Source organism: Ruegeria sp. AG6 (assembly GCF_056541565.1).
Genome location: NZ_JBQFYQ010000015.1, coordinates 1 through 20,836, shown reverse-complemented (window position 1 = coordinate 20,836; position 20,836 = coordinate 1). Strand labels below are relative to the sequence as shown.

22 protein-coding genes, 1 other RNA gene and 1 riboswitch are annotated in these 20,836 nt (G+C 58.7%); of the genes, 13 read left to right on the top strand and 10 right to left on the bottom strand.

The window, feature by feature from the left end; translation table 11 throughout:
* Both ACR0I0_RS19415 and ACR0I0_RS19410 read right to left on the bottom strand, forming a co-directional pair.
* Positions 1–1,905: an extracellular solute-binding protein gene (locus ACR0I0_RS19415; RefSeq protein ID WP_480492555.1), complete on the bottom strand. Its 1,905-nt coding sequence runs from the start codon at positions 1,903–1,905 to the stop codon at positions 1–3.
* A gap of 170 nt (positions 1,906–2,075) precedes the next feature.
* Positions 2,076–2,588 carry a c-type cytochrome gene (locus tag ACR0I0_RS19410; protein ID WP_152459925.1) on the bottom strand — a complete coding sequence of 171 codons (513 nt, stop codon included), beginning with the start codon at positions 2,586–2,588 and terminating at the stop codon, positions 2,076–2,078.
* Positions 2,589–2,708: 120 nt separating this feature from the next.
* Here ACR0I0_RS19410 and ACR0I0_RS19405 point away from each other — a divergent pair, with 120 nt between their 5' ends.
* Positions 2,709–3,542: a prephenate dehydratase gene (locus tag ACR0I0_RS19405; RefSeq protein WP_171638275.1), complete on the top strand. Its 834-nt coding sequence runs from the start codon at positions 2,709–2,711 to the stop codon at positions 3,540–3,542.
* A 4-nt stretch (positions 3,543–3,546) separates the two neighbouring features.
* Here ACR0I0_RS19405 and ACR0I0_RS19400 read toward each other — a convergent pair whose 3' ends face one another.
* The 3 genes from ACR0I0_RS19400 to nudC are packed head-to-tail and all read right to left on the bottom strand — an operon-like array spanning position 3,547 to position 5,626.
* Positions 3,547–4,089, bottom strand: coding sequence for a chloramphenicol phosphotransferase CPT family protein (locus tag ACR0I0_RS19400; RefSeq protein ID WP_480492554.1), 543 nt, complete (start codon positions 4,087–4,089; stop codon positions 3,547–3,549).
* A gap of 30 nt (positions 4,090–4,119) precedes the next feature.
* Entirely contained in the window at positions 4,120–4,605 is a 486-nt protein-coding gene (locus tag ACR0I0_RS19395; RefSeq protein ID WP_480492553.1) for an SRPBCC family protein, read from the bottom strand.
* 37 nt (positions 4,606–4,642) lie between these two features.
* A complete protein-coding gene (gene nudC, locus ACR0I0_RS19390) occupies positions 4,643–5,626 on the bottom strand; it encodes an NAD(+) diphosphatase (protein ID WP_480492552.1) in 984 nt (327 codons plus the stop codon).
* A 182-nt stretch (positions 5,627–5,808) separates the two neighbouring features.
* On the opposite strand from nudC, the gene ACR0I0_RS19385 reads away from it, so the two are divergent.
* The 3 genes from ACR0I0_RS19385 (at position 5,809) to rsgA (ending at position 8,999) form a co-directional block, all read left to right on the top strand.
* Complete coding sequence (locus tag ACR0I0_RS19385) at positions 5,809–7,677, top strand: bifunctional 2',3'-cyclic-nucleotide 2'-phosphodiesterase/3'-nucleotidase (protein WP_480492551.1); 1,869 nt, start codon at positions 5,809–5,811, stop codon at positions 7,675–7,677.
* 39 nt (positions 7,678–7,716) lie between these two features.
* Positions 7,717–7,815: signal recognition particle sRNA small type (gene ffs / locus ACR0I0_RS19380), an RNA gene on the top strand.
* 107 nt (positions 7,816–7,922) lie between these two features.
* Positions 7,923–8,999 (top strand): ribosome small subunit-dependent GTPase A, encoded by a 1,077-nt coding sequence (gene rsgA / locus ACR0I0_RS19375; protein WP_245218231.1) that lies wholly within the window; start codon positions 7,923–7,925, stop codon positions 8,997–8,999.
* 39 nt (positions 9,000–9,038) lie between these two features.
* On the opposite strand, the gene ACR0I0_RS19370 is transcribed toward rsgA, so the two are convergent.
* Positions 9,039–9,872, bottom strand: a complete 834-nt coding sequence (locus tag ACR0I0_RS19370) for an alpha/beta hydrolase family protein (RefSeq protein WP_348539753.1) — start codon at positions 9,870–9,872, stop codon at positions 9,039–9,041.
* 157 nt (positions 9,873–10,029) lie between these two features.
* A riboswitch (cobalamin riboswitch) is annotated at positions 10,030–10,250 on the top strand.
* Positions 10,251–10,341: 91 nt separating this feature from the next.
* On the opposite strand from ACR0I0_RS19370, the gene ACR0I0_RS19365 reads away from it, so the two are divergent.
* Positions 10,342–10,749, top strand: a complete 408-nt coding sequence (locus tag ACR0I0_RS19365) for a hypothetical protein (RefSeq protein WP_480492550.1) — start codon at positions 10,342–10,344, stop codon at positions 10,747–10,749.
* Here the strand turns inward: ACR0I0_RS19365 and ACR0I0_RS19360 are convergent.
* Complete coding sequence (locus tag ACR0I0_RS19360) at positions 10,741–11,253, bottom strand: protein-tyrosine phosphatase family protein (protein ID WP_171638284.1); 513 nt, start codon at positions 11,251–11,253, stop codon at positions 10,741–10,743. The genes ACR0I0_RS19365 and ACR0I0_RS19360 overlap by 9 nt on opposite strands.
* Before the next feature lie 171 nt (positions 11,254–11,424).
* Here ACR0I0_RS19360 and ACR0I0_RS19355 point away from each other — a divergent pair, with 171 nt between their 5' ends.
* The 5 genes from ACR0I0_RS19355 (at position 11,425) to ACR0I0_RS19335 (ending at position 15,673) form a co-directional block, all read left to right on the top strand.
* Positions 11,425–13,188: a DNA polymerase III subunit gamma/tau gene (locus tag ACR0I0_RS19355; protein ID WP_480486543.1), complete on the top strand. Its 1,764-nt coding sequence runs from the start codon at positions 11,425–11,427 to the stop codon at positions 13,186–13,188.
* A gap of 400 nt (positions 13,189–13,588) precedes the next feature.
* Positions 13,589–13,942 carry a YbaB/EbfC family nucleoid-associated protein gene (locus tag ACR0I0_RS19350; RefSeq protein ID WP_171725104.1) on the top strand — a complete coding sequence of 118 codons (354 nt, stop codon included), beginning with the start codon at positions 13,589–13,591 and terminating at the stop codon, positions 13,940–13,942.
* Between the two features lie 61 nt (positions 13,943–14,003).
* Entirely contained in the window at positions 14,004–14,597 is a 594-nt protein-coding gene (gene recR / locus ACR0I0_RS19345; protein ID WP_171638289.1) for a recombination mediator RecR, read from the top strand.
* 114 nt (positions 14,598–14,711) lie between these two features.
* The gene (locus ACR0I0_RS19340; protein WP_171725102.1) at positions 14,712–15,098 is read left to right on the top strand and encodes a hypothetical protein; all 387 of its coding nucleotides are present in this window, start codon (positions 14,712–14,714) and stop codon (positions 15,096–15,098) included.
* 86 nt (positions 15,099–15,184) lie between these two features.
* Complete coding sequence (locus tag ACR0I0_RS19335) at positions 15,185–15,673, top strand: hypothetical protein (protein WP_171638293.1); 489 nt, start codon at positions 15,185–15,187, stop codon at positions 15,671–15,673.
* Here the strand turns inward: ACR0I0_RS19335 and ACR0I0_RS19330 are convergent.
* On the bottom strand, positions 15,670–16,311 hold the full coding sequence (locus tag ACR0I0_RS19330; RefSeq protein ID WP_480492549.1) for a ribonuclease T2 family protein: 642 nt from the start codon (positions 16,309–16,311) through the stop codon (positions 15,670–15,672). The genes ACR0I0_RS19335 and ACR0I0_RS19330 overlap by 4 nt on opposite strands.
* 130 nt (positions 16,312–16,441) lie before the next feature.
* Here ACR0I0_RS19330 and ACR0I0_RS19325 point away from each other — a divergent pair, with 130 nt between their 5' ends.
* Together ACR0I0_RS19325 and ACR0I0_RS19320 are read left to right on the top strand one after the other, a co-directional pair.
* Positions 16,442–17,203, top strand: a complete 762-nt coding sequence (locus tag ACR0I0_RS19325; protein ID WP_171638297.1) for a DUF1013 domain-containing protein — start codon at positions 16,442–16,444, stop codon at positions 17,201–17,203.
* Between the two features lie 51 nt (positions 17,204–17,254).
* A complete protein-coding gene (locus tag ACR0I0_RS19320) occupies positions 17,255–17,644 on the top strand; it encodes a hypothetical protein (RefSeq protein WP_171725100.1) in 390 nt (129 codons plus the stop codon).
* A 56-nt stretch (positions 17,645–17,700) separates the two neighbouring features.
* Here the strand turns inward: ACR0I0_RS19320 and ACR0I0_RS19315 are convergent, their stop codons facing one another.
* Together ACR0I0_RS19315 and ACR0I0_RS19310 are read right to left on the bottom strand one after the other, a co-directional pair.
* Complete coding sequence (locus ACR0I0_RS19315; protein ID WP_480492548.1) at positions 17,701–18,732, bottom strand: permease; 1,032 nt, start codon at positions 18,730–18,732, stop codon at positions 17,701–17,703.
* Entirely contained in the window at positions 18,725–19,033 is a 309-nt protein-coding gene (locus ACR0I0_RS19310; RefSeq protein ID WP_171207031.1) for an ArsR/SmtB family transcription factor, read from the bottom strand. Before ACR0I0_RS19310 ends, ACR0I0_RS19315 begins: the two co-directional genes overlap by 8 nt.
* Before the next feature lie 133 nt (positions 19,034–19,166).
* On the opposite strand from ACR0I0_RS19310, the gene pdxR reads away from it, so the two are divergent.
* Positions 19,167–20,627, top strand: a complete 1,461-nt coding sequence (gene pdxR / locus ACR0I0_RS19305) for a MocR-like pyridoxine biosynthesis transcription factor PdxR (RefSeq protein WP_171638305.1) — start codon at positions 19,167–19,169, stop codon at positions 20,625–20,627.
* Positions 20,628–20,836: the final 209 nt, after the last annotated feature.

The window sequence follows — 20,836 nt, the reverse complement described above, 5'->3', positions numbered from 1 at the left end:
TTATCGCAGCGCGCCTTTCGCTTTCAGTGCAGTCTCTTTTTCCGGATTGATCCACCACAGATCCAAATAGCCCAGCGAATAAGGCGGCAGGTTTTCCGGGTATTCATACATATCGTAATATGCCACCCAGTGGTCAGCGATGTATCCTACGGGGATCACGAAGAACTCGTACCGCAAAGCGCGATCCAACGCCTTCAACGCCATGTCCTGATCCGCCTGATTGTCAGTATCAAAGGATGCTTCGATGATTGCGTCAACCAATGGGCTTGCCAATCCGGCCGGGTTGAAAAGACTGAATGCGGCCTCTTCCGACCCGTACATCTGGCTCAACCCGCCACCGGTCGACAAAAAAGACCCGTAACGAGTGGAATAGACCATGTCATAGTCCCGCTCGCGGCTGCGCAGCGTGTATTGCGCCGGGTCAACCTTTTCCGCCGACGCATCCACGCCAATGGCTTGCAGGTTCTGGACATAGGTTTCAATCATCGTGGCCGTCGAAGTCGGCAGGTTTGAAGGATAGGGGATATTAACCTTCAGTGTCTGCCCTTCCGCGTTACGCCGCACATTGCCATCGCCGACCGGCCACCCGGCCTCGTCCAGCAGTTTCGCGGCTTTTCGCAGATTTCTGCGATCGTTCAGGCGCGCGGGGTTTGACTCGTGAACCGTCACGGCAGGTTCTGAAAGAAGGTCCTCGGGCACAACCTCACCCAGCGCTTGAAGAAACGCCAGTTCATCGCCCTCGGGCAGGCCTTGCGCTTCCAGCGGGGTGCCTTGTGTAAAGGAATTGCGCGGTGAATTCAGACCAAACAGCAGGGATTCATTTGCCCATTCGAAATTGAAGGCCAAGGCAAGGGCCTTGCGTACGTTCTTGTCGGAAAACTGCGGTTTTCCGAGATTGAAGACGAAGCCGGACGGTGTTGGCGGGCTGCCATCCGGTATCTCGTCCCGTACGATCACACCTTCGTTCAGCTTCGGAAAATCATACGCCGTCGCCCAAAGCTTGGGATCGCTTTCAATCCGCAACGTGTATTCACCGGCCTTGAACCCCTCGAACGCCGCTGTCTGATCGGCGAAATACTCAACGCGAATGGTATCGAAATTGTTGCGACCGACATTGAATGGCAGATCCTTACCCCAATAGTCGTCACGTCGCTTGTAAACGATACGGCGATTGATGTCATAGCTGTCGAGTTTATAGGGACCCGAGCCGACCGCCACTTCCAGACGCGGCTCATCCAGACGCCGGGACTCGTCCGCCTCGAACCATGCTTTCGAAAAGACGGGGGTCGACCCGACGGTCTCGATCAAACTGCGGCGGGTGACTTCCGGATTGAACGTGAATTTGACCGTGTGATCATCCAGCGCTTCGGCCCCCGTCACCATGCGGCCCACGGCTTGGGCGTAGGAAGGCAAGCCCTGTTCGATGAACAGGCGATGGCTGTAGACAACATCTTCGGCCGTCACCGGCGTGCCATCCCAAAAGGTTGCTTCGGGTCGCAAATGGAAAATGACGTAGTTGCGCCCTTCATCATATTCCAGACTTTCCGCCAGCACGCCGTAATACTGCCCGACACCGTCATCAGAGCTTTCGAACAGGCGGTCATATTGCAGCGTCGTCAAGGCGCCTGCGCGCCCCTTGCGGGAATAGGGATTCAAGGAATCGAACGTCCCCGAAGCCGCCAAGGACAACTCACCACCTTTGGGCGCATCTGGATTCACGTAATTCAGATGCGGATAGTCAGCAGGGTAATCCAGATTGCCGAAATACGAATATCCATGACTGCGGGTAACCCCCTCATCCAATGCCAAAGCAGCTTGCGGTGAGAGCAGAACAGCACAAAGCCCGAATATGCCAGCCAATGGCCTGACCTTAAGATCACATGCAGCAGGCATTAGGGATATCATGGGGCTCATCCTCTGGGTTATTGTAATCTTTTATGTCGCATACGCTAGCTAATGTGCCAACGCTGACAGTTTCAAGTTTAGAATGCGTGAGCGCTTTGTGAAGTTCCCTTCAGACGAAAAAAGCCGCTGCGCGGGGCAGCGGCTCTGAACTTCAATGGTCTCTCAGGCAATCAGTTGCCAATTGTCTGCAGATAAGCAATCAAGTCCGCGCGGTCCTGAGGTTTTTTCAAGCCAGCAAAACTCATCGATGTTCCCGAGATATAGGCGCTTGGGCGTTCCAGGAAGGCATCCAACGCTTCGGGCGTCCAGTTGCCGCCATGGGCCTGCATACTGGCTGAGTAACCGGTGAAACCTTTTGCCGAGGCAACCGGGCGATCAACTACGCCATACAGGTAAGGGCCGGTTCCATTCGCCCCGTCTTCCAGCTTGTGGCACGCGGTGCACTTGCGGAATACTTTCGCGCCCTTCTCAACGTCAGCGGCGGCCAGCAGATCTTCAAAGACCACTTCTTCGCCGTCGGCGCTTTCGCCCGAGCTTTCGGTTTCGATAATGTAGGCGGCCTCAGCCGAGCCATGGCCACCGGAAGAATAGAGGATGTCAGCCCCCCATTTGGCCAGAAGCAGCACCAGGAAAGTGCCGAACAGGCCTGCGGCGGCCTTCGTAACTGTCATCGTGTCGAACATTGATCGCGTGTCCATTTCAGCTGTCTGCGCAGGTGTCTAAGGCTTCCACTTGCGAGAGGCAAGGTATAGACACCGCGACGAAACGACCAAATCGCGAACTTGTTGCATGGAATCGACCAAATGACCAATCGCATTGCTTTTCAGGGCGAACCCGGCGCCTACAGTCACGAGGCCTGCCGCAACGCACGACCCGAAATGGAGGCCTTGCCCTGCCGCACATTCGAGGATGTGATCGAATCAGTTCGCTCGGGCGCGGCCGATCTGGCGATGCTGCCGGTCGAAAATACGACCTACGGTCGGGTTGCCGATATTCACCGGCTGTTACCCCATAGCGGGCTTCACATCATCGATGAAGCGTTCGTGCGTGTTCACATCAACCTTCTTGGTGTACCCGGCGCAAAACTGGAAGACATCACCGAAGCGCATTCGCATCTGGTGCTGCTGCCGCAATGTTCAGAATTTCTGAAAGAACACGGTATTCGTGGCCGTGTCAGTCCCGACAATGCCCGCGCAGCGCGCGAAGTGGCCGAAATCGGGGACTTGCATTCCGCCGCTCTGGCAAGCGAGCTTGCGGCTGAAATCTACGACCTGAACGTGCTGGCCCGCCATATCGAGGACAATGACGACAACACGACCCGCTTTCTTGTCATGTCACGCGAAACGGATTTGTCCCGCCGGGGCGATCATGGGATGATCACCAGTTTCGTGTTTCAGGTCCGCAACATCCCGGCCGCGCTGTACAAGGCCATGGGTGGCTTTGCCACCAACGGGATCAACATGACCAAGCTGGAAAGCTATATGGTCGACGGGTCCTTCACGGCAACGCAGTTTTATGCGGATATTGTTGGACATCCCGAAGACCGCAACGTGCAGCTGGCAATGGACGAACTGGAACACTTCACGACCAATGTCGAGGTTCTTGGCGTCTACCCTGCGGCCCATCCTCGCGGCTGACAGGTCACGCGAAAGACTGGCTGAATTCCGATTGGCGCAGGTCACTGCGCCATGCCTGAAGAATTGTCTGCACGTTGGCTTCAATGCCGTCCATGGAATCAATCTCGATATCGTAAACTCTACCAGCATGGATCATGGTTTGGTCCCGCTGGGCGCTTCCCACCGGACGGTCGCCGCGTAATCGTTCGCGCGCGTTCAACTCGGGAACCGGGCAATGGACAGCTACGAACAGAACATCAAACGGGCGCAAGAGGTCGCGCAAATCTTTGTCCCACCCCAGCGTATCCAGAATATGTTCCAAAATCAAATTGTTGCCCGAGGCCGCGTAGGCAGCTAGCGACTGATGAAACCCATCAAAGACAGTCGATCGGTCGTCGGACCAATCGAACTCGCCACGGCGATAGCGATCCAGCGGCAGAACACCAGAATCGCGAAGGTGGTCGATCGAGATATGCCAGAACGGCTTCTCTATCTTCTGCTGCAAAGCCCGCGCGATTGTCGATTTTCCACTGTTTGATGCGCCATGCAGAAAAATAATGTGCGACATCCGAGGTTTCTTTTCCAATCCTTGCCCCGATCAGCCCAGCGGACGCCGTTCACGCCCGTGCAGGTGACGCTGTTCCAGTTCACGCGCAAACTCGCTGAACCGCACCTGGAATTGCTTGCGGAACTTTGACTGTCCAAGCTTCATGGACTGCAACAGCAACCGCGCGGGCAAGGACTTTGCGGCCAAGGACATCTCGATGCTCAGGCGTGTCCGGCGCGGAGACAAGGCCAGAAAATCTACTGTCGTCAGGCCGGTCATCCCTTTGCTGGCCGCCTCGAACCGCATTTGCGACGGCTTGTCGAAATCCGTCATCACCACCGACATCTGGCGCGGCTTTCCACGCAACTTGAATTCGGTTTTCCATTCAGTGCCGGCAACCACCATCGCATCAGTGTCCAGACGCCGCACGTCGATGCCACGACGCATCGCCATACGTTCGAACCTTTCGAAATCCGACACCATGTCGAACACCGAATTGATCGGGGCTTCGATATCTTCGCGCGCTGAAAACTGCATAATGACCTTTGCTGTTTATGGCTTCACCAGTTTTTCTTCAGTCCAGCGTATCCGCAAGCCAGTTCTGAAGCAGAAAATGAGCGATAGCCCCCTTGCGAGCCGGCAACAACCGGGGATGTTCGCCGGCAAATGCCTGCATCATTTCGGATTTGCTGACCCACATCGCCTCTTCGATCTCGACCGGATCGATAACGATGTCACGCGACAGGGCCTCGCCGGCGCATCCGAACATCAGGGATGCCGGGAACGGCCAGGGCTGGCTGGACAGGTACGACACCGCACCAACCGGTACGCCTGCCTCTTCCATCACTTCGCGGCGCACCGCCGCTTCGAGCGTTTCGCCGGGTTCGACAAATCCCGCCAGCAAGGAAAACATTCCCTCGGGCCAACCCGGAGACCGCCCCATAAGCACGCTGTCCCCATGCGTAATCAGCATGATCACAACCGGATCCGTGCGCGGAAAATGTTGCCCGCCGCATGACGGGCAACTGCGCTGCCATCCCGCTTGCGACATATCGCTGGCTGCGCCGCAGCGAGCACAGAAGCGATGTGTTTCGTGCCAACCGACAACCGCCTTGGCCGATGCGGCCAACTCGGCATCACGAGGCGACAATCGCGCCATGATCCAGCGGAGCTCGGCAAAAACATGCCCTTCAGGCAAGTCCGGGTGCTGCTGTTCGGATCTGTCCACGAACTCTCCCAGGCCGGTCAGATCCAATCCCTCTGCCCCCCAAGCCGAGATATCTGCGGCAAACAGGGGTGCGCCCTCTGCGCTCAGGCCCAAAAAAACCGGTGCTTCGATCACGCCGCCGGTGCCATCGCATACCAGCGGGTGGGTCATCTGCGTCAGGGCAAGCTGATCCAGCGCCGCGCCCACGACCAGAAGCTTGCCTCGCCACAACAATATGCATCGCGCAGCAGGGTCGCCCGCCATCTCGGACAGCTTCTCTGAATCCCCACGAAGATGCGCTGCCCGATTCAGGCCCGAGCCGCCGAAAGTCACCTGCTCTGCGTTTTTCATTGGAATTCCTTCTGGTCTTGCGCACAGGGCTGCCATGTCTCAGGCCCTGTTGCAATGGCAATTCAAGGCGCAAAACGCAGGGACACGCCACCGAAAAGCCGCATGGCGGCCCCGGAAAAATCATCTAGACTGCGTTTTGATGATTTTAGCCCATTACCACACTCAAAAGCAGAACAACAAAAGTGAAGCAAACCCCATCGACGCAGGTGCAACCCACAAAAGACCGTGGGCGTATTCGTATTCTTGCCACCTCCGACGTGCATATGCATCTGACTGGTTTTGACTATTACGCGGACACACCGGACCCGACGCTTGGGCTGACACGCACCGCCAGCCTGATCCGCAAGGCCCGACACGAGGCCACAGACGCGCTGGTGCTGATGTTCGACAACGGGGATTCGCTTCAGGGAACGCCGATGGGCGAATGGGCCGTTCGGAACGACAATCCCCACCCGATGATGCAGGCATTCAAGGCGCTGGACTATGATGCGATTGGTCTGGGCAACCATGATTTCGGGTTCGGGCTGCCGACATTGGACAAGACCCTTGCACAAGCCCCGTGCCCGGTTCTGTGCGGCAATCTTCATCGGTCCGGAGAACACCAATCTTGGCAGCGTTTTGCGATCCTTGACCGTGTCGTGTCGGTGGGAGACAAGGATGTGCCCATTCGCGTCGGCGTGTTTTCGGTTCTGCCACCGCAGACAACACGTTGGGAAGAACACAATCTGAACGAAACCGTAGAGGCGGACGACATCGTTGTCGCGGCACAGTCCCTGACGCGTATCTTGCGCGAAAAGGGGTGCGATCTGATCGTGGCGCTCGCCCATTCCGGGCTTGGACACCCGGACGCAGCGACCGACATTGAAAATGCCGTTATTCCCCTGGCCGCGATCGAGGGCATCGACGCTGTCGTCGCCGGGCACACGCACCTGACCCTTCCCGCACGCACCGGCGCGCAAACCCCGAATGTGGATTACGTGAAAGGGCTGGTGCATGGAACGCCGGTTGTCATGCCCGGTTCGGCAGGCGCATATCTTGGAGTAATCGATCTGGCCGTTACCCTAGAGCCCCAGTCGGGGCTGCGTGTTGTCGACAGCCACGCCGAATTGCGCCCGGTTTCGGTGGGCGGCACCGCGATTGGCGAAGATTTGGAATTCGCGCATCTGGTTGAACCCGCACATCAGCAGACCCGTCAGGACATGGCCGCGCCCGTTGCGCGCGTCTCGGACACATTGCACAGCTATTTCAGCTTCTGTGCGCCGGATCGTGGGTTGGCGCTTGTGGCCGCCGCACAGGCAGCCATGTTGCGCCCTTTTTTACACGGCACCACGCTTGCAGAGCTGCCGCTGTTGTCAGCCGCGTCGCCGGCCAAATGCGGCGGACGCTCTGGCCCCAGGCACTATACGGACGTGCCGCCCGGCGAAATCTGTCTGCGTCACGTGGCGGACCTGCATGTCTTTCCAAACGAATTGCGCGCGGTTCAGATCACGGGCGCGCAGCTGCTGGAGTGGTTGGAGATGTCAGCCAGCGCATTCAACCAACAATTCCCCGACGCCGAGGCAGAGCTGTTCGACCGGGATCGGGCGGGATACAATTTCGATGTCATCTTTGGCTTGTCCTATCAGATCGACCCGTCGCAACCGGCGCGTTACGATGTCGGGGGGCAAATGATCCATCCCGGCCACAGGCGGGTGCATCATCTGACTTGCGCAGGCCAAGCCGTGCAACCCGATCAGGCATTTGTCGTCGCGCTCGATAATTATCGCGCAAGCGGGGGCGGACATTTCCCGCATGTGTCGTCGGCCCTGGCCATCGATCTGCCCCCGCTGGATATCCGGGACATTTTGCGGGACTACATGACGCACCGCCTGCCACCCGACCCATTGGCCCGGCAACCTTACCCGTTCTCTCTGATGCCGAAATCGGGGGTGACGACCATTCTTCGGACCGGTCCCGGTGCTTTGAAGTATGTTGACGAATTGAACAGGTTTGCCCCCAAGATTCTGGAACCTGACGAAAACGGTTTTGCTCGCATTCGGCTGACGCTCTGACGGGTTGTCTTTTGCCGAAGCCTTCCCTATATCCAGAGTCGAGAGGTTGGCGCGGGCGAGCGCCTCGCCAACCTGGTCAGGTCCGGAAGGAAGCAGCCACAACGAGCCCCGCTTGGGTCGATGTCCAACCTCTCACTTTACGAACCTTGGCCGCAGGAGGGCTTTATGATTGTAGCAAAGATCCTTCGGGCAGCACGGTTCTGACCTCACGGTATCGACTGACTGCCTGAACACATGACCCGGGGATGAGCGATCGCCATCCGTCGGGAGTGCTGTTTCTGACGACAGGCAAACCAATGTTTCTTGCACTTTCGGACCTGGGATGGTCCTCTCACTTTGCCGCGCAACACGCGGCTTATCCTTCCTGCACGCCTTTTCGCATCACTTCCGTTCATCGGGACCGCCTGATAGGGCTTAACCCTGACGGCGAAGTCCCGTTACTGACCCCCGATCAAACGACCGGCAGCTATGCTGTTGGCGATTGGGTTCTCGCCGATGACGACAAACGCGTGCGCCATTTGCTCGACCGGCGCAGCCTGCTGCACCGACGCGCCGCGGGTACAGGCGCCGCGACGCAACTGATCGCAGCCAATGTCGATGTGCTGTTCATCGTCAGCTCGTGCAATGCCGATTTCAAACTGCCCCGGCTGGAACGATATCTGGCGCTCGCGCATCAGGCCGGGTGTTACCCGGTCGTTGTTCTGACGAAGGCCGACAAATCGGCGGACCCCGACAGTTTCTCGGGGCAGGTGCAATCTCTGGATCCGTTCCTGACGGTTCTGGCGATCAACGCGCTGGACCCGGCAGAGGTTGAAAAGGTTCTGTCCTGGTGCCCCAAAAGCCAGACCGGAGCGCTGGTTGGATCGTCGGGCGTTGGCAAGACGACACTTGCCAATACCATGACCGATCAGGATCTCGCCACCTCGGACATTCGCGAGGATGACGCGCGGGGCCGGCACACGACGACCGCACGCGCATTGCACCGGATGCGCAACGGTGGCTGGTTGATCGATACACCCGGAATGCGCGCGTTGCGCCTGCTGGACGCTCGGGACGGGATCGACGACGTTTTCTCGGACCTTGCCGAGTTGAGCCGGGACTGCCGTTTTTCGGATTGCCAGCACAGCTCCGAGCCCGGATGTGCCGTGCAAAAGGCAATAAGCCACGGCACGCTTGATCCGGCTCGATTGGACCGGTGGCGCAAGCTTCGGCGCGAAGATCAGCGCAATTCTGAAACCGTCGCGCAGTCCCGGGCGCGGGACAAAGCGTTCGGCAAGATGGTCCGTGGCGTCATGAAGGAAAAGAAACTTCGCAACCGGTGATCGTTGGGCGGTGCCCGGCCCGTCCTGCGCCGCGTCTGATCAAGCGATCAGTCGCGGCCAAACCGCTGCATTGCGCCGGGCAAATGCTCCGATATGACCAACCTCGGGCAACCCGAAATCGGCAGGGCTCAGCAGGTGGCGGTTGGCATCGGGGCCGTAAAGATCCGCAAGCCGCCAAACCGCTTCCGGCGGCACCATCTGGTCGTCCTCGAAGGTGAACAAATCCACGGGCGTTCCAGAATCCTTCCACTGCGCCGCAGGTAACTCATGCCCGATTTCAGGCACATAGTTCAAAGGCGCCGTACACCATTTGCGCCACTGCCAATAGACCGATGCCGGCAGATCCGAGCCGAACCCGATCGCCTTTCCGGGAAGGTAGCCAAGGGCTCGGGCCAAAAGCGGGGCATGACCATACCAGAACAATCCTGCCAAACCACGATAGGGCCATGGATGGTCGCTTAGGGTTACCAGCCCCGAACACACACAGATCATGCGATCAATCAGATCGATATCCGGCTGCACAGGCCCCAACATCGCGCCGATCGAATGGCCGATGGTCCAATGCTGCGAATCGGGAAACCGTCTGCGCATTTCTGCCCGTGCCGCGGGCATGTCGATCAAGGCCCAATCCGCCATGGTCGCACGCGAATCTTTCAGGCGGCCGGTCAAGGAATGCCCGTAATCGCGATAGTCATAGGTCAGGCAGGCCATACCCTGCTCGGCAGCAAGCCATCGTGCGAAATGACGGTAATAATCGCGCGGCACACCCGTTGCACTGTTCAGCACGACGACGATTTCGGGCGAAGACAGCGGGCTGTACAACCGGGCAGACAGTGTTTTCTGCCCGGACGGAAAGCGAAATTCTTCGGTCATTACCGTTTGCTCTGTGTCCAACATGATCTCTGGCTTTGCGCTTGGTAAATCCGGTTTCCGAACCTCAACGCCCTCGACACTATGCATGAACCAACACCGTATCCAGCATGACCAAGCGTCCGGTCAAAAGATCGGCTTGACTCGATGCGTGCTCAAACGCTAGCGGTTGTGTGATGGTTTCCGGCCTCCACAAGGGGTCGGGATGAAAAGGGAACACGGTGCGGTAATGTCTGGTCATGCAGGCAACAACCAAATCCGCGACTGCCCCCGCAACTGTAAGCGGTAAGCGATGCCGAAACACCACTGGCCCAAAGGCTGGGAAGGTCGGCAAAGCGATGACCCGCAAGTCAGGAGACCTGCCATCGGAAACGAAACCGAAACTCGGGCGGGGTGTCCGGGCAGGTCCTGACGGCATCACGCTGTCCCACCTGTCCCAAATATCCTGTCCACCAAGCGCGGAGGGCGCAGGATGATCTGGAAGACAAAGACACATGAATTCAGTGCAACAGTATGTCAGCGGACGGGCAAAACCTGTCCCGCTTTGGCGCGGCTGGCGCGCTCGATATCCGAAGCCATGGCCCAGGCGACCTCGGCCACAAGTGACGATTTCGAGATTGAGGGCAGCAGCGCGCTGTCACATTGCAGCGAAGGATGTCATGCAATTTTCCGCGCGCAATCAGACCGCATTCGTGTCTTTTGCGGGACGCAGCCCGAAACCGCGATTGAGCCGCTGAACGGCTATGCCGACCTGATCTTCGGAAACACGTTCAGTGCGATGCCATCCGGCGTCGTGAAAACCCTACCCTGCGCGATGATCGAAGTTTCTACGATCCGGCCTCGAAAACCTGCTTGCGCGCCCGCGCAGATTTCAATCTGAGTCCAGACTGACCTGTGCCTGGGCACGCCGAGAGGCCCAGGCCAGTTGCGCATCCGTTTCGACGGCGCAAGGGCGCACCGCCCGCAATCGTTGCAGCGCCGTGTCCGCGCCTTCGCCGCATTCGACCATCAGCCGCAGGACAATCATACCTGACCTGCCACAGCCCCCGCGGCAGTGTACCAATACGCGACCTCCGCCGGACAGCGCGTGCCGGGCCGCGGCGCTGACGGACGGCCACGCGTCATCAATCGCTTTTGTCGGCGCTCCGAAATCTTCGATCGGCAGGTGAACCCATCGGCTGGCGCGGCTTTGAATATCGCTTCCAAATTCCTGCGCCCCGTCCTGAAGCATTTCGACATCCGTCGTCATCGAAACAACAAGCCCCGGCTGCCACGCTGCGATCATATCCAGATCGCTGGAGTAATCTCCGCCGCGTCCGGGCATCGAGGTCAGCGCCAGCGTTCCGCCACCGACTTGCAGGGCATAGATCACCAACTGCGACATGAATCCTGTCCTCCCCAAAGAACTCTTTACAAAAATGAGCCATTAAATCCGCTGATGCAGTTTAGTGCGAAAGCGACTCGTTTCTAAATCAAAAATCATCGCGCCACGCTGTGGACGCGGGCAACGGTGGCCACTACGCTGTGCCCAAGCACCGAATCCCAACGAGAAGACATGACAGACAGCTCCAGCCCCGCCTATCAGGTTCTCGCCCGCAAGTATCGCCCGGAAACCTTTGCCGATCTGGTGGGTCAGGATGCCATGGTGCGCACCCTGAAAAACGCGTTCGCGGCCGACCGGATCGCGCAGGCCTTCATCATGACCGGCATTCGCGGCACCGGCAAAACCACGACCGCAAGGATCATCGCCAAGGGCATGAACTGCATCGGACCCGACGGAACCGGTGGCCCCACGACCGAACCCTGCGGTCAGTGTGAACATTGTGTCGCCATCATGGAAGGCCGCCATGTCGACGTGATGGAGATGGACGCCGCCAGCCGTACGGGCGTCAACGACATCCGCGAGATCATTGACAGTGTCCGCTATCGCGCCGCCAGCGCGCGTTACAAGATTTACATCATCGACGAGGTTCATATGCTCTCGACCAGCGCGTTCAACGCGCTGCTCAAGACGTTGGAAGAACCGCCCGCGCATGTGAAGTTCATCTTCGCAACCACTGAAATCCGCAAAGTCCCTGTCACTGTGCTGTCCCGCTGCCAGCGTTTCGACCTGCGCCGGATCGAACCCGAAGACATGATTGGCCTGCTGCGCAAGATCGCCGAAGCGGAAAACGCCCAGATCGCCGAAGACGCGCTGGCGCTGATCACCCGAGCAGCGGAAGGATCGGCCCGGGATGCGACCTCGTTGCTGGATCAGGCGATTTCGCATGGGGCTGGCGAGACGACCGCCGATCAGGTCCGTGCAATGCTTGGACTGGCAGACCGTGGCCGGGTTCTGGACCTTATGGATATGATCCTGCGCGGCGATGCCGCCGGAGCACTTACCGAGTTGAGCGGCCAATACGCCGAAGGCGCAGACCCGCTGGCGGTGCTGCGCGATCTGGCCGAGATCACGCATTGGGTGTCCGTCGTGAAGATCACGCCTGACGCGGCGCAGGATCCGACGGTTTCTCCGGATGAACGGACCCGGGGCCAACACATGGCCGAGGCTCTGCCGATGCGGGTTCTGACCCGGATGTGGCAAATGCTGCTGAAGGCGCTCGAGGAAGTCTCGGCTGCGCCCAACGCCATGATGGCCGCTGAAATGGCCGTTATTCGCCTGACCCATGTGGCGGATTTGCCCAGCCCCGAAGAGCTGATCAAACGGTTGCAAGATGCCCCGCCACCACCGCCGGGCGGGCCCAATGGCGGCGTTTCGATATCCCGACCGGGCGCCGGTCCGGCGCCGGCTGGCGCGACCCATCCACCTGCCTACGCGCCGTCCCCTCGCGGTTCCGGTGGCGCACCGGTTGCAGCCCTGGCGCAGGATGCCCAGACGGCCCTTGCCCATTACCCGACCTTCGACCACGTGGTGGAACTGATCCGGACCAATCGCGACGTAAAGTTGCTGGTCGAGGTGGAAAACGGCGTGCGCCTCGTCTCCTATCAACCCGGACGAATCGAATTCACACCCGCCACCCAGGCACCGGCGGATCTGGCGCCACGACTGGGCACTGCCTTGCAACGCTGGACAGGAAATCGGTGGGCTGTCTCGATCGTCTCGGACGGAGAAGCCCCCACGATTGCAGAAGTCAGGGATGAGGCCGAGCTCGCACTGAAATCCGAGGCCGAACAACATCCTTTGGTGCAGGCGGTATTGGCGCAATTCCCAAAGGCGAAAATCACTAGGATCGAAACGCCGGAGCAACGCGCCGCCAAGGTCGAGACCGAAGCGCTTCCCGAGGTGGAAGACGAGTGGGACCCGTTCGAGGAAGACTGACCCCGCGGCCCGTCACCCCCCGTTTCAAACGAAGCTGACCGAGGTTTCGATCGAACACATCCGCCCGCATGTCTCAGATCGTTTGTTGCGACACCGGCCAGCGGAAGGCGGCCCGTGACAATTCTGATCCGGATGCCGCGTAGCCATTCGAACCGCGCCCAGATTTTCTTTGCCCTGTGTGATCAGTCTCGGCAGCAGACCATATGCGCGCCAAGGACGATCTGCGCTTGCCGGGCCTGCTGGCAAATATGGTGTCGCAGATGGTTAGCACGTTCCTGCTGACGCCTGCGCTGATCAACATGCCGACCGGAACGGATGAGCCTCCGACCGGCGGGAGAACCCTTGTGCCATGTCGCTGCTGCCCGTATCTAGAGCGCAAACGGAGACACAGGAGAATACTATGCTGAAAGGACTCGGCGGGCTTGGCGGTCTGGGCGACATGGCCAAGATGATGAAATCCGCGCAGGACCTGCAAACCAAGATGACCGAAATGCAGGAAGAGCTGAACAACATGATGGTTGTCGGCGAATCCGGTGCAGGCCTGGTCAAGGCAACGGCGACGGCCAAGGGTGAACTCAAAGGTCTGGATATCGACCCTTCCATCTTCAACGGCGATGACAAGGAAGTGGTCGAAGACCTGATCCTGGCCGCCATCAAGGATGCGCAGACCAAGGCAACCGAACGTTCGCAGGCTGAAATGGCCAAGCTGACCGAAAGCATGGGCCTGCCCAAAGACATCAAGCTGCCGTTCTGAGCTTTATCTTTTCCCAAATACTCCCGCCGGAGGCTCCCTCCGGCGCAATGCAGGATTGGCCATGAGTTCGAACAGCGACATCGACAACCTGATCGACCTGATGGCCAAACTGCCGGGTCTGGGCCCGCGCTCGGCCCGCCGCGCGGTTCTGCACCTGATCCGAAAACGCGCCCTGCTGCTGACGCCCCTGTCTGATGCCATGCAGCAAGTCGCCGTGACCGCCCGCGAATGCCTGAATTGCGGCAATGTGGGCACCACCGATATCTGTGACATCTGCAATAGCGAGGCCCGAGCGACCGGCGAGCTGTGCGTGGTCGAAGACGTCGCCGACCTCTGGGCGATGGAGCGTGCCGGAGTATTCAAAGGGCGCTATCACGTTCTGGGCGGCACGCTGTCGGCGCTGGACGGAGTCGGCCCCGACGAGCTGCGCATTCCCCGCCTCAAGGACCGGGTTGTGGCCGAAGGAATTTCCGAAGTCATCCTGGCGCTGAACGCCACCGTCGATGGCCAGACCACCGCCCACTACATCGCCGATCAGCTTGAGGGACAGGTCCGCCTGACTTCGCTGGCGCAGGGTGTGCCGATTGGCGGCGAACTGGATTATCTGGACGACGGGACGATCACGGCCGCGCTGCGGGCGCGGAAGGAACTGTAGCTCTAACTTACCGGTTCTTTTTTCGCGAGGCCTTTGCGCTAGGCGGCGCCAGCGCAACGCACGATACACGCTCAAGTATCGCGGTAACTAGCTTGACAGCTGTACAGTTATTGGATGAGTTTCTTTCTGTTAATTCCACGGATTATCAAACACGATGAAACACTTAGCGTTTTTTTTGCAATTGTTGGTGCTTTCGCCTCGCCTATTGCCGCTGAAACTCTCTACTTATTCGAAGACACGCACGATTTACCGCCGCCATACAAACAATGGTGGAGCGCAATTCCAGAAGACAAAAGGTATGATGAACAAACACACAGGCACGTCTATGTTCGCGGTGAAGGTAAGTATGGCGATTTTTTCGGCGTTCTATACGTTGATTGCATTAACCCTGAATACTCCGAATGGTTTGCTGTCGGAGGATCGCTGAATTCAGAAGACGTTCCAAACCAGGCAATTGTTAACCTGAGACTTGAGATCTGTTCCAACGGCGAGGAGACCTGACACGGCCCGCGGGAAATAAATGGATTGTCTAACTTCTACAACAATTTACAATGCCATGAATAGATTGTCTGATTTGTGGATATGCTATGACCCGCCTTCTCGCCCTCGCCTTCGCCGCTTTGACAGCCACCTCCGCCCTAGCCCAAGACCTCATCGACAAGGGCTTTGTCGACGGCTGGAACATCATGATGGACCCCGCGCTTGGCAACGGGTGCCTGATCCAGACGGTGTATCAGGATCTCTCGGTGGTGCGGCTGGGCTATGATGCCTTGGGCAATCGTGGGTATTTCGCCGTGTACAACAAGGCATGGGGCGACATTAAACAGGGTGAGAGTTATCCGATCCGCTTTGATCTGGACGGCAAAAGCTATGATGCGACGGCCATCGGGTTCAACGAACGCGACGTGCCGGGCGCAACCGTGTTTTTCACTGACCGGAGCTTTGTGAACGCCATCGCTCAGAACAAAACGATGACCGTCTACAATCCGGCAGGTGAGGTGGTGATGGCCATCGATCTGAAAGGCACCGCCAAGGCGCTGGACTATGCGCGGGATTGCCAGAACAAAAAGCTTTAACGAATCGGATCGAACAGCGCGTCCTTGGCCGTGCAGTCGCGGATCACGTCGCGGCCACAGGGTACTGAATCAAGATCGCGGGACAGACACAGGCGGACTTCTTCGATATAGCCCTGTTTGCAGGTGATCGTGATCATGTCGCGCTCCAACTCCGGGTTGGCCTTCAGGAATGCCTCCTCGACCACTGAAGCCGGCAGTCTGACGGATGAATCCAGCTTGCGGAACACCGCAGGGCGCTTGACGGCTTCGTAAGCCCGCCGGGACAAGGCAAAGTAGTCGGATGCCGACAATCCCGAGCATGTGCCGTGTTTCTTCCATTGATGCCAAGCAAGGCCGGAACTGCCTTGTATGTCCTCCATTTCCCGCGTCGTGCGTCGCGAAGGTGGGCCTTCCGGGGTACGGCAGTAGGACGGCCAGCCCTGATGGAACTGTGGCCATAGCCCGTGCAGTATCCAGCCGTGATCATGCCGATCGTCACATTGATCCGAGCCGCGCGCGTCACCTTCGCGGGCGCACCAGTTGGGCGACCAACTGAGCGACAGCACGTAGTAATCGAACTCGCCCGCCTTTTCGCCCTCGGCCGGCGCAGCGACCGCGCTCAAGACCCACAAAACCAGCCCCGTAATCCCTTGGCGCATTCGCCTCTTCCCTTCTTGCCTTTGCGCGACTATATACGGGCCAAGTTCCCCGACAACGGAAACCTGCCCCAAAACCAAGGGGCCGCCGAATTCCGGCGACGGGACAGATGTATGTATAGGAGACGGGCTGATGGCAAAACCGCTTATGGCCAAGGCAACCGCCGTATGGCTGGTGGACAACACCACGATCAGCTTCAAGCAGATCGCGGATTTCGTAGGAATGCACGAGTTGGAAGTGCAGGGTATCGCTGATGGCGACGTCGCCGCCGGCGTCAAGGGCTTTGACCCGATCGCCAACAACCAGCTGACCCAGGAAGAAATCGACGCGGCACAGAACAACCCGCTTCACAAGCTGAAGCTCAAGTTCAACCCATCGGCCGCCGGCGAGGAAAAGCGCCGTGGTCCGCGCTACACGCCGCTTTCGAAACGTCAGGACCGTCCGAACTCGATCCTGTGGCTGGTCAAGTTCCACCCGGAACTCAGCGACGGCCAGATTGCCAAGCTGGTGGGCACCACCAAACCCACCATCCAGTCGATCCGCGAACGCACGCACTGGAACATCGCCAACATGCAGCCGATTGATCCGGTTGCTCTGGGTCTGTGCAAACAGTCCGAACTGGACACGGCCGTGCAGAAAGCGGCGGCCAAGAAAGCGGCTGAAGGCGGCGTGATGAGCGATGACGAACGTCGCAAGCTGGTCTCGACCGAGCAGTCGCTGGAAATGGACGCAGCGCCGAAAATCCCGACCGCAATTGAAGGTCTGGAAACCTTCTCGCTGTCCGACGAACCGTCGGAAGAGAAAGACGACGAGCCGATCATCGACGCAGACAGCTTTTTCAACCTGCCCAAGGGTGGGGCGGATGACGAAGACGAAGACGATCTTCGCCCGTAACGCGCAAACAGCCTCGGCCATGACGGCTGGGGCTTTTTTCACGGACTTGCCATGCTGAACGTTCTATCTGCGGTATTTGGCCCGCATCGCGCCGTCACGATTTATGCCTTTCTGAAAACGTGGGGGCTTGGTCTGGCCGGCGGCGTTGTCATGATTGCCATCGTCACGACATTGTTTCTGCTGGGGGATGAAGGCGAACACGAGCATGAGGCGTTTCTGACCGTCCCGGTTCTGTCTGCAACTCCGGTGAACGGAGATCTGAAGAACGGCGTCGTGGCATCTGTCCGCTTGCCGGATGGGTCCGCCACATCGATTACGTCTACAGATGCGCAGATTTCGCAGACAGTGGGCACGACGGCCTGTATCGAAAAACGCGTTTACCTCGAAAGCGGAGAAGCCCGGTACCGGCTCAAACTGCCACGTCTGTGCGACGGTAGTTGATCGACGGCACCGAACGGATAGAAGCCGCCCGATGTGACACCGGGCGGTTTTTGCGTTCATACCAATTGAAAGATGATACCAGCCACGATTGCGCCACCGACCCCCAGGGTCAGATAGGTTGCAAAGACACGTGGTTTGACCAATGACCAGACCGCAGCCATCGCCGGGATGGAACTGACAGCACCGGCAACCATGAACGACATGGCCGCACCCGCTGTCATACCTTGCTCCATCAACCCTGCCAGCAAAGGCGGCGCCACGTACGAGTTCAGGTATGCCGGCATACCCACCAGCGCAGCAACGACGATCGGCAGCACGCCTTCTCCGCCAACCACGCCGGCGATCAGGTCGGCGGGGATATAATTGACCAAAAGCGCCTCGAGGACATAAGCCAGCGCAAGCCATTTCAACAGGAACAGACCGTTGTGCACGAATTCCGAACGGAACCGGGCGCGACGCTCGGGCTCCTGCCAGAATGTCCAGACCGGCTTGGTATCCGTTTTCGGACCACATCCGCAGCACCCGGAGGGCTTGTATTCGCGCAAAGGCTGGGCAAACGCGCCATTGCGCATAAGCAACCGAACCGCGAACCCGCCGAACAGGCCAAGCGCAACCGCCGCAACAGCCTTGCCGATGGCAAAGGGCCATCCCAGCGCACCGGCGGTAATCAAAAGCGTAGGCGGATCGATCAAGGGTGAGCTGAGCCAGAACGCCATGACCGCGGACAACGGCGCACCAAGGGCCAGAAGACCCGCAATGAAGGGAATAACCTCGCAAGAACAGAAGGGGGCAAGACCACCGAACAAGGCAGCCAGAAAGATCATCCGGGTCTCGCGCCCCTCAAAGGCACGCGCCACCATCACCTCGGCGCCGGTCGCCTTGAGGTAAGACAGCAGAAGCACTGCAAACAGAATATATTGCCCTGTATGCGCCAGAGCCTTGGCTGCAAATGTCACCACCTCGGGCAAGTTTCCGGGATCCAGGATTGCCACCGCCGCCAGAATGACGACGATCAGCGTCCAGGGTGTCTTGATCAGGTCCAGCGCCATTTTGGCAGTCATGCGCGGGTTCTGTGTCAATTCAGCCATCGTTCGCAGCCTTTCCAACTTCGTCAGCGCAGCACTCGCTGAGAATGAATTGCGCCAGATTTCTCAATTCGTCGTAATTGGCGCGGTTGATCGTGGTTCGACCGACCTTTTCCTGTTCGACCACTCCACCGGCCGCGAGAAACCGCAGGTGATGGGCCAGGGTCGACGGGGCAATCCCGGTCCGGTCCTGTATCTCGCCAACGGTCAATCCGGCTTTGCCAGCCCGGACCAGCGTCTTGAGGACTTTCAGCCGAGCTTCAGAGCCCATGGCAGAAAATCCGGCAGCAGCAGCTTCCCACATCCACTATCACCATTAAACTAGTTTTCTAGTTATTTAGTCCGAAGGAACTCTCCGGTCAACCCCGCCGACAAAATTTCGTGACTGCGATGTAAGTCCAGATTGCCCCGGCCTTAAGTCCACCCTATAAGCAGGCATGGGGATTTCGGTCGATACATTCTTTCTTGAGCTCAATGGTCAGGGCACATTGCAGGCCCAGATCCAGCAGATGATTGCCGAAGGCATCTTGTCCGGTCGCTTTCACGTCGGAGAAAAACTCCCTTCGTCACGCAAACTGGCCGCGCATCTGGGGGTCAGCCGAATAACGGTGACATTGGCCTACACCGAACTGTTGGCCAATGACTACCTGACCGCCAAGGGACGGTCCGGGTATTACGTTTCGCAAAACGCACCTGTCCCCCCCAAGTATTCGCCTGTCCAGCGCGGCACAGAATCCGTTGACTGGGACAAGGCACTGGCGCGTCGCTTTCTGGACAGCGACGTGCTGCCAAAACCCAGCGACTGGCGAGAATACCGTTATCCGTTCATCTACGGGCAGGCTGACCGAACCTTGTTTGACCACGCCAACTGGAGGTTATGCGCCGTCCGCGCGTTGGGACATAAGGACTTCGATTCGCTGACCGGCGATTACGTGGATCAGGATGATCCGTTGTTGATCGAGTTTATTGCCCGTCACACTCTACCACGCCGAGGCATCGCGGCCCGCCCCGAAGAGATCCTGATCACTCTTGGCGCGCAGAACGCGCTCTGGCTGGCATCGCGTATCTTGCTGACCCACAATCGCACGGCCGTCATAGAAGACCCATGTTACTATGCGCTGCGAAGCCTTCTGAACCATTGGGACTGTGCGGTCACGCCCTTGAGTGTGGACCGGGACGGTCTGCCGCCCGAGGCGATTCCCGACGAAGCAGACGTCATCTTTACCACCCCCAGCCATCAAAGCCCGACAACCGCGACGATGCCGATCGACCGCCGCAACCAGTTGCTGGACCGAGCACGCGAACTCGACGCGATGGTCGTCGAGGATGACTATGAGTTTGAAATGGCCTTCCGAGGCGCCCCTTCGCCGGCGCTGAAATCCATGGATCGGGATGGGCGCGTGATCTACGTCGGCAGTTTTTCCAAGTCGCTGTTTCCAGGATTGCGACTTGGATACATGGTCGGCTCAGAGCCCTTTATCCGCGAGGCACGCGCACTGCGTTCATTGGTTCTGCGTCACCCACCAGGCCACATTCAGCGCACGGCGGCGTATTTCCTGTCGCTGGGCCACTACGACGCGCAAATTCGGCGTATGTCAAAGGCCTTGCAAGAGCGGCGCGACGCGATGGACAAAGCCATCGCGGAAAGTGGGCTGACCGTGGCTGGACGGGGTGTGATTGGCGGCTCTTCACTGTGGATGTCAGCCCCTGAGCATGTCGACACAACTCAACTGGCATTAAGACTGCAAAACCAGGGTGTTCACATCGAACCCGGCGCACCGTTCTTCTCGGGGCCGGACAGACCACAGAATTTCTATCGCCTGGGCTATTCCTCAATTCCAACTAACCGCATCGCGACCGGCGTGAAACTGATCGCAGACGCAATTCGGGCCGTTTGAGCCTTATCTGGACCTAATCCGGCTTTCGTTTTGGCCCTAACGCAGGTCGCACCCTTGCGCCAAAACCATATCAAACGCCGGGTGCAGTGCCCGGTTTCACTCACTCTTGGTTGGAGAGCACCCTTATGAAAATGACGACGGAAGAGGCCTTTGTTAAGGTTTTGCAGATGCACGGGATTGAGCATGCGTTCGGGATCATTGGATCTGCG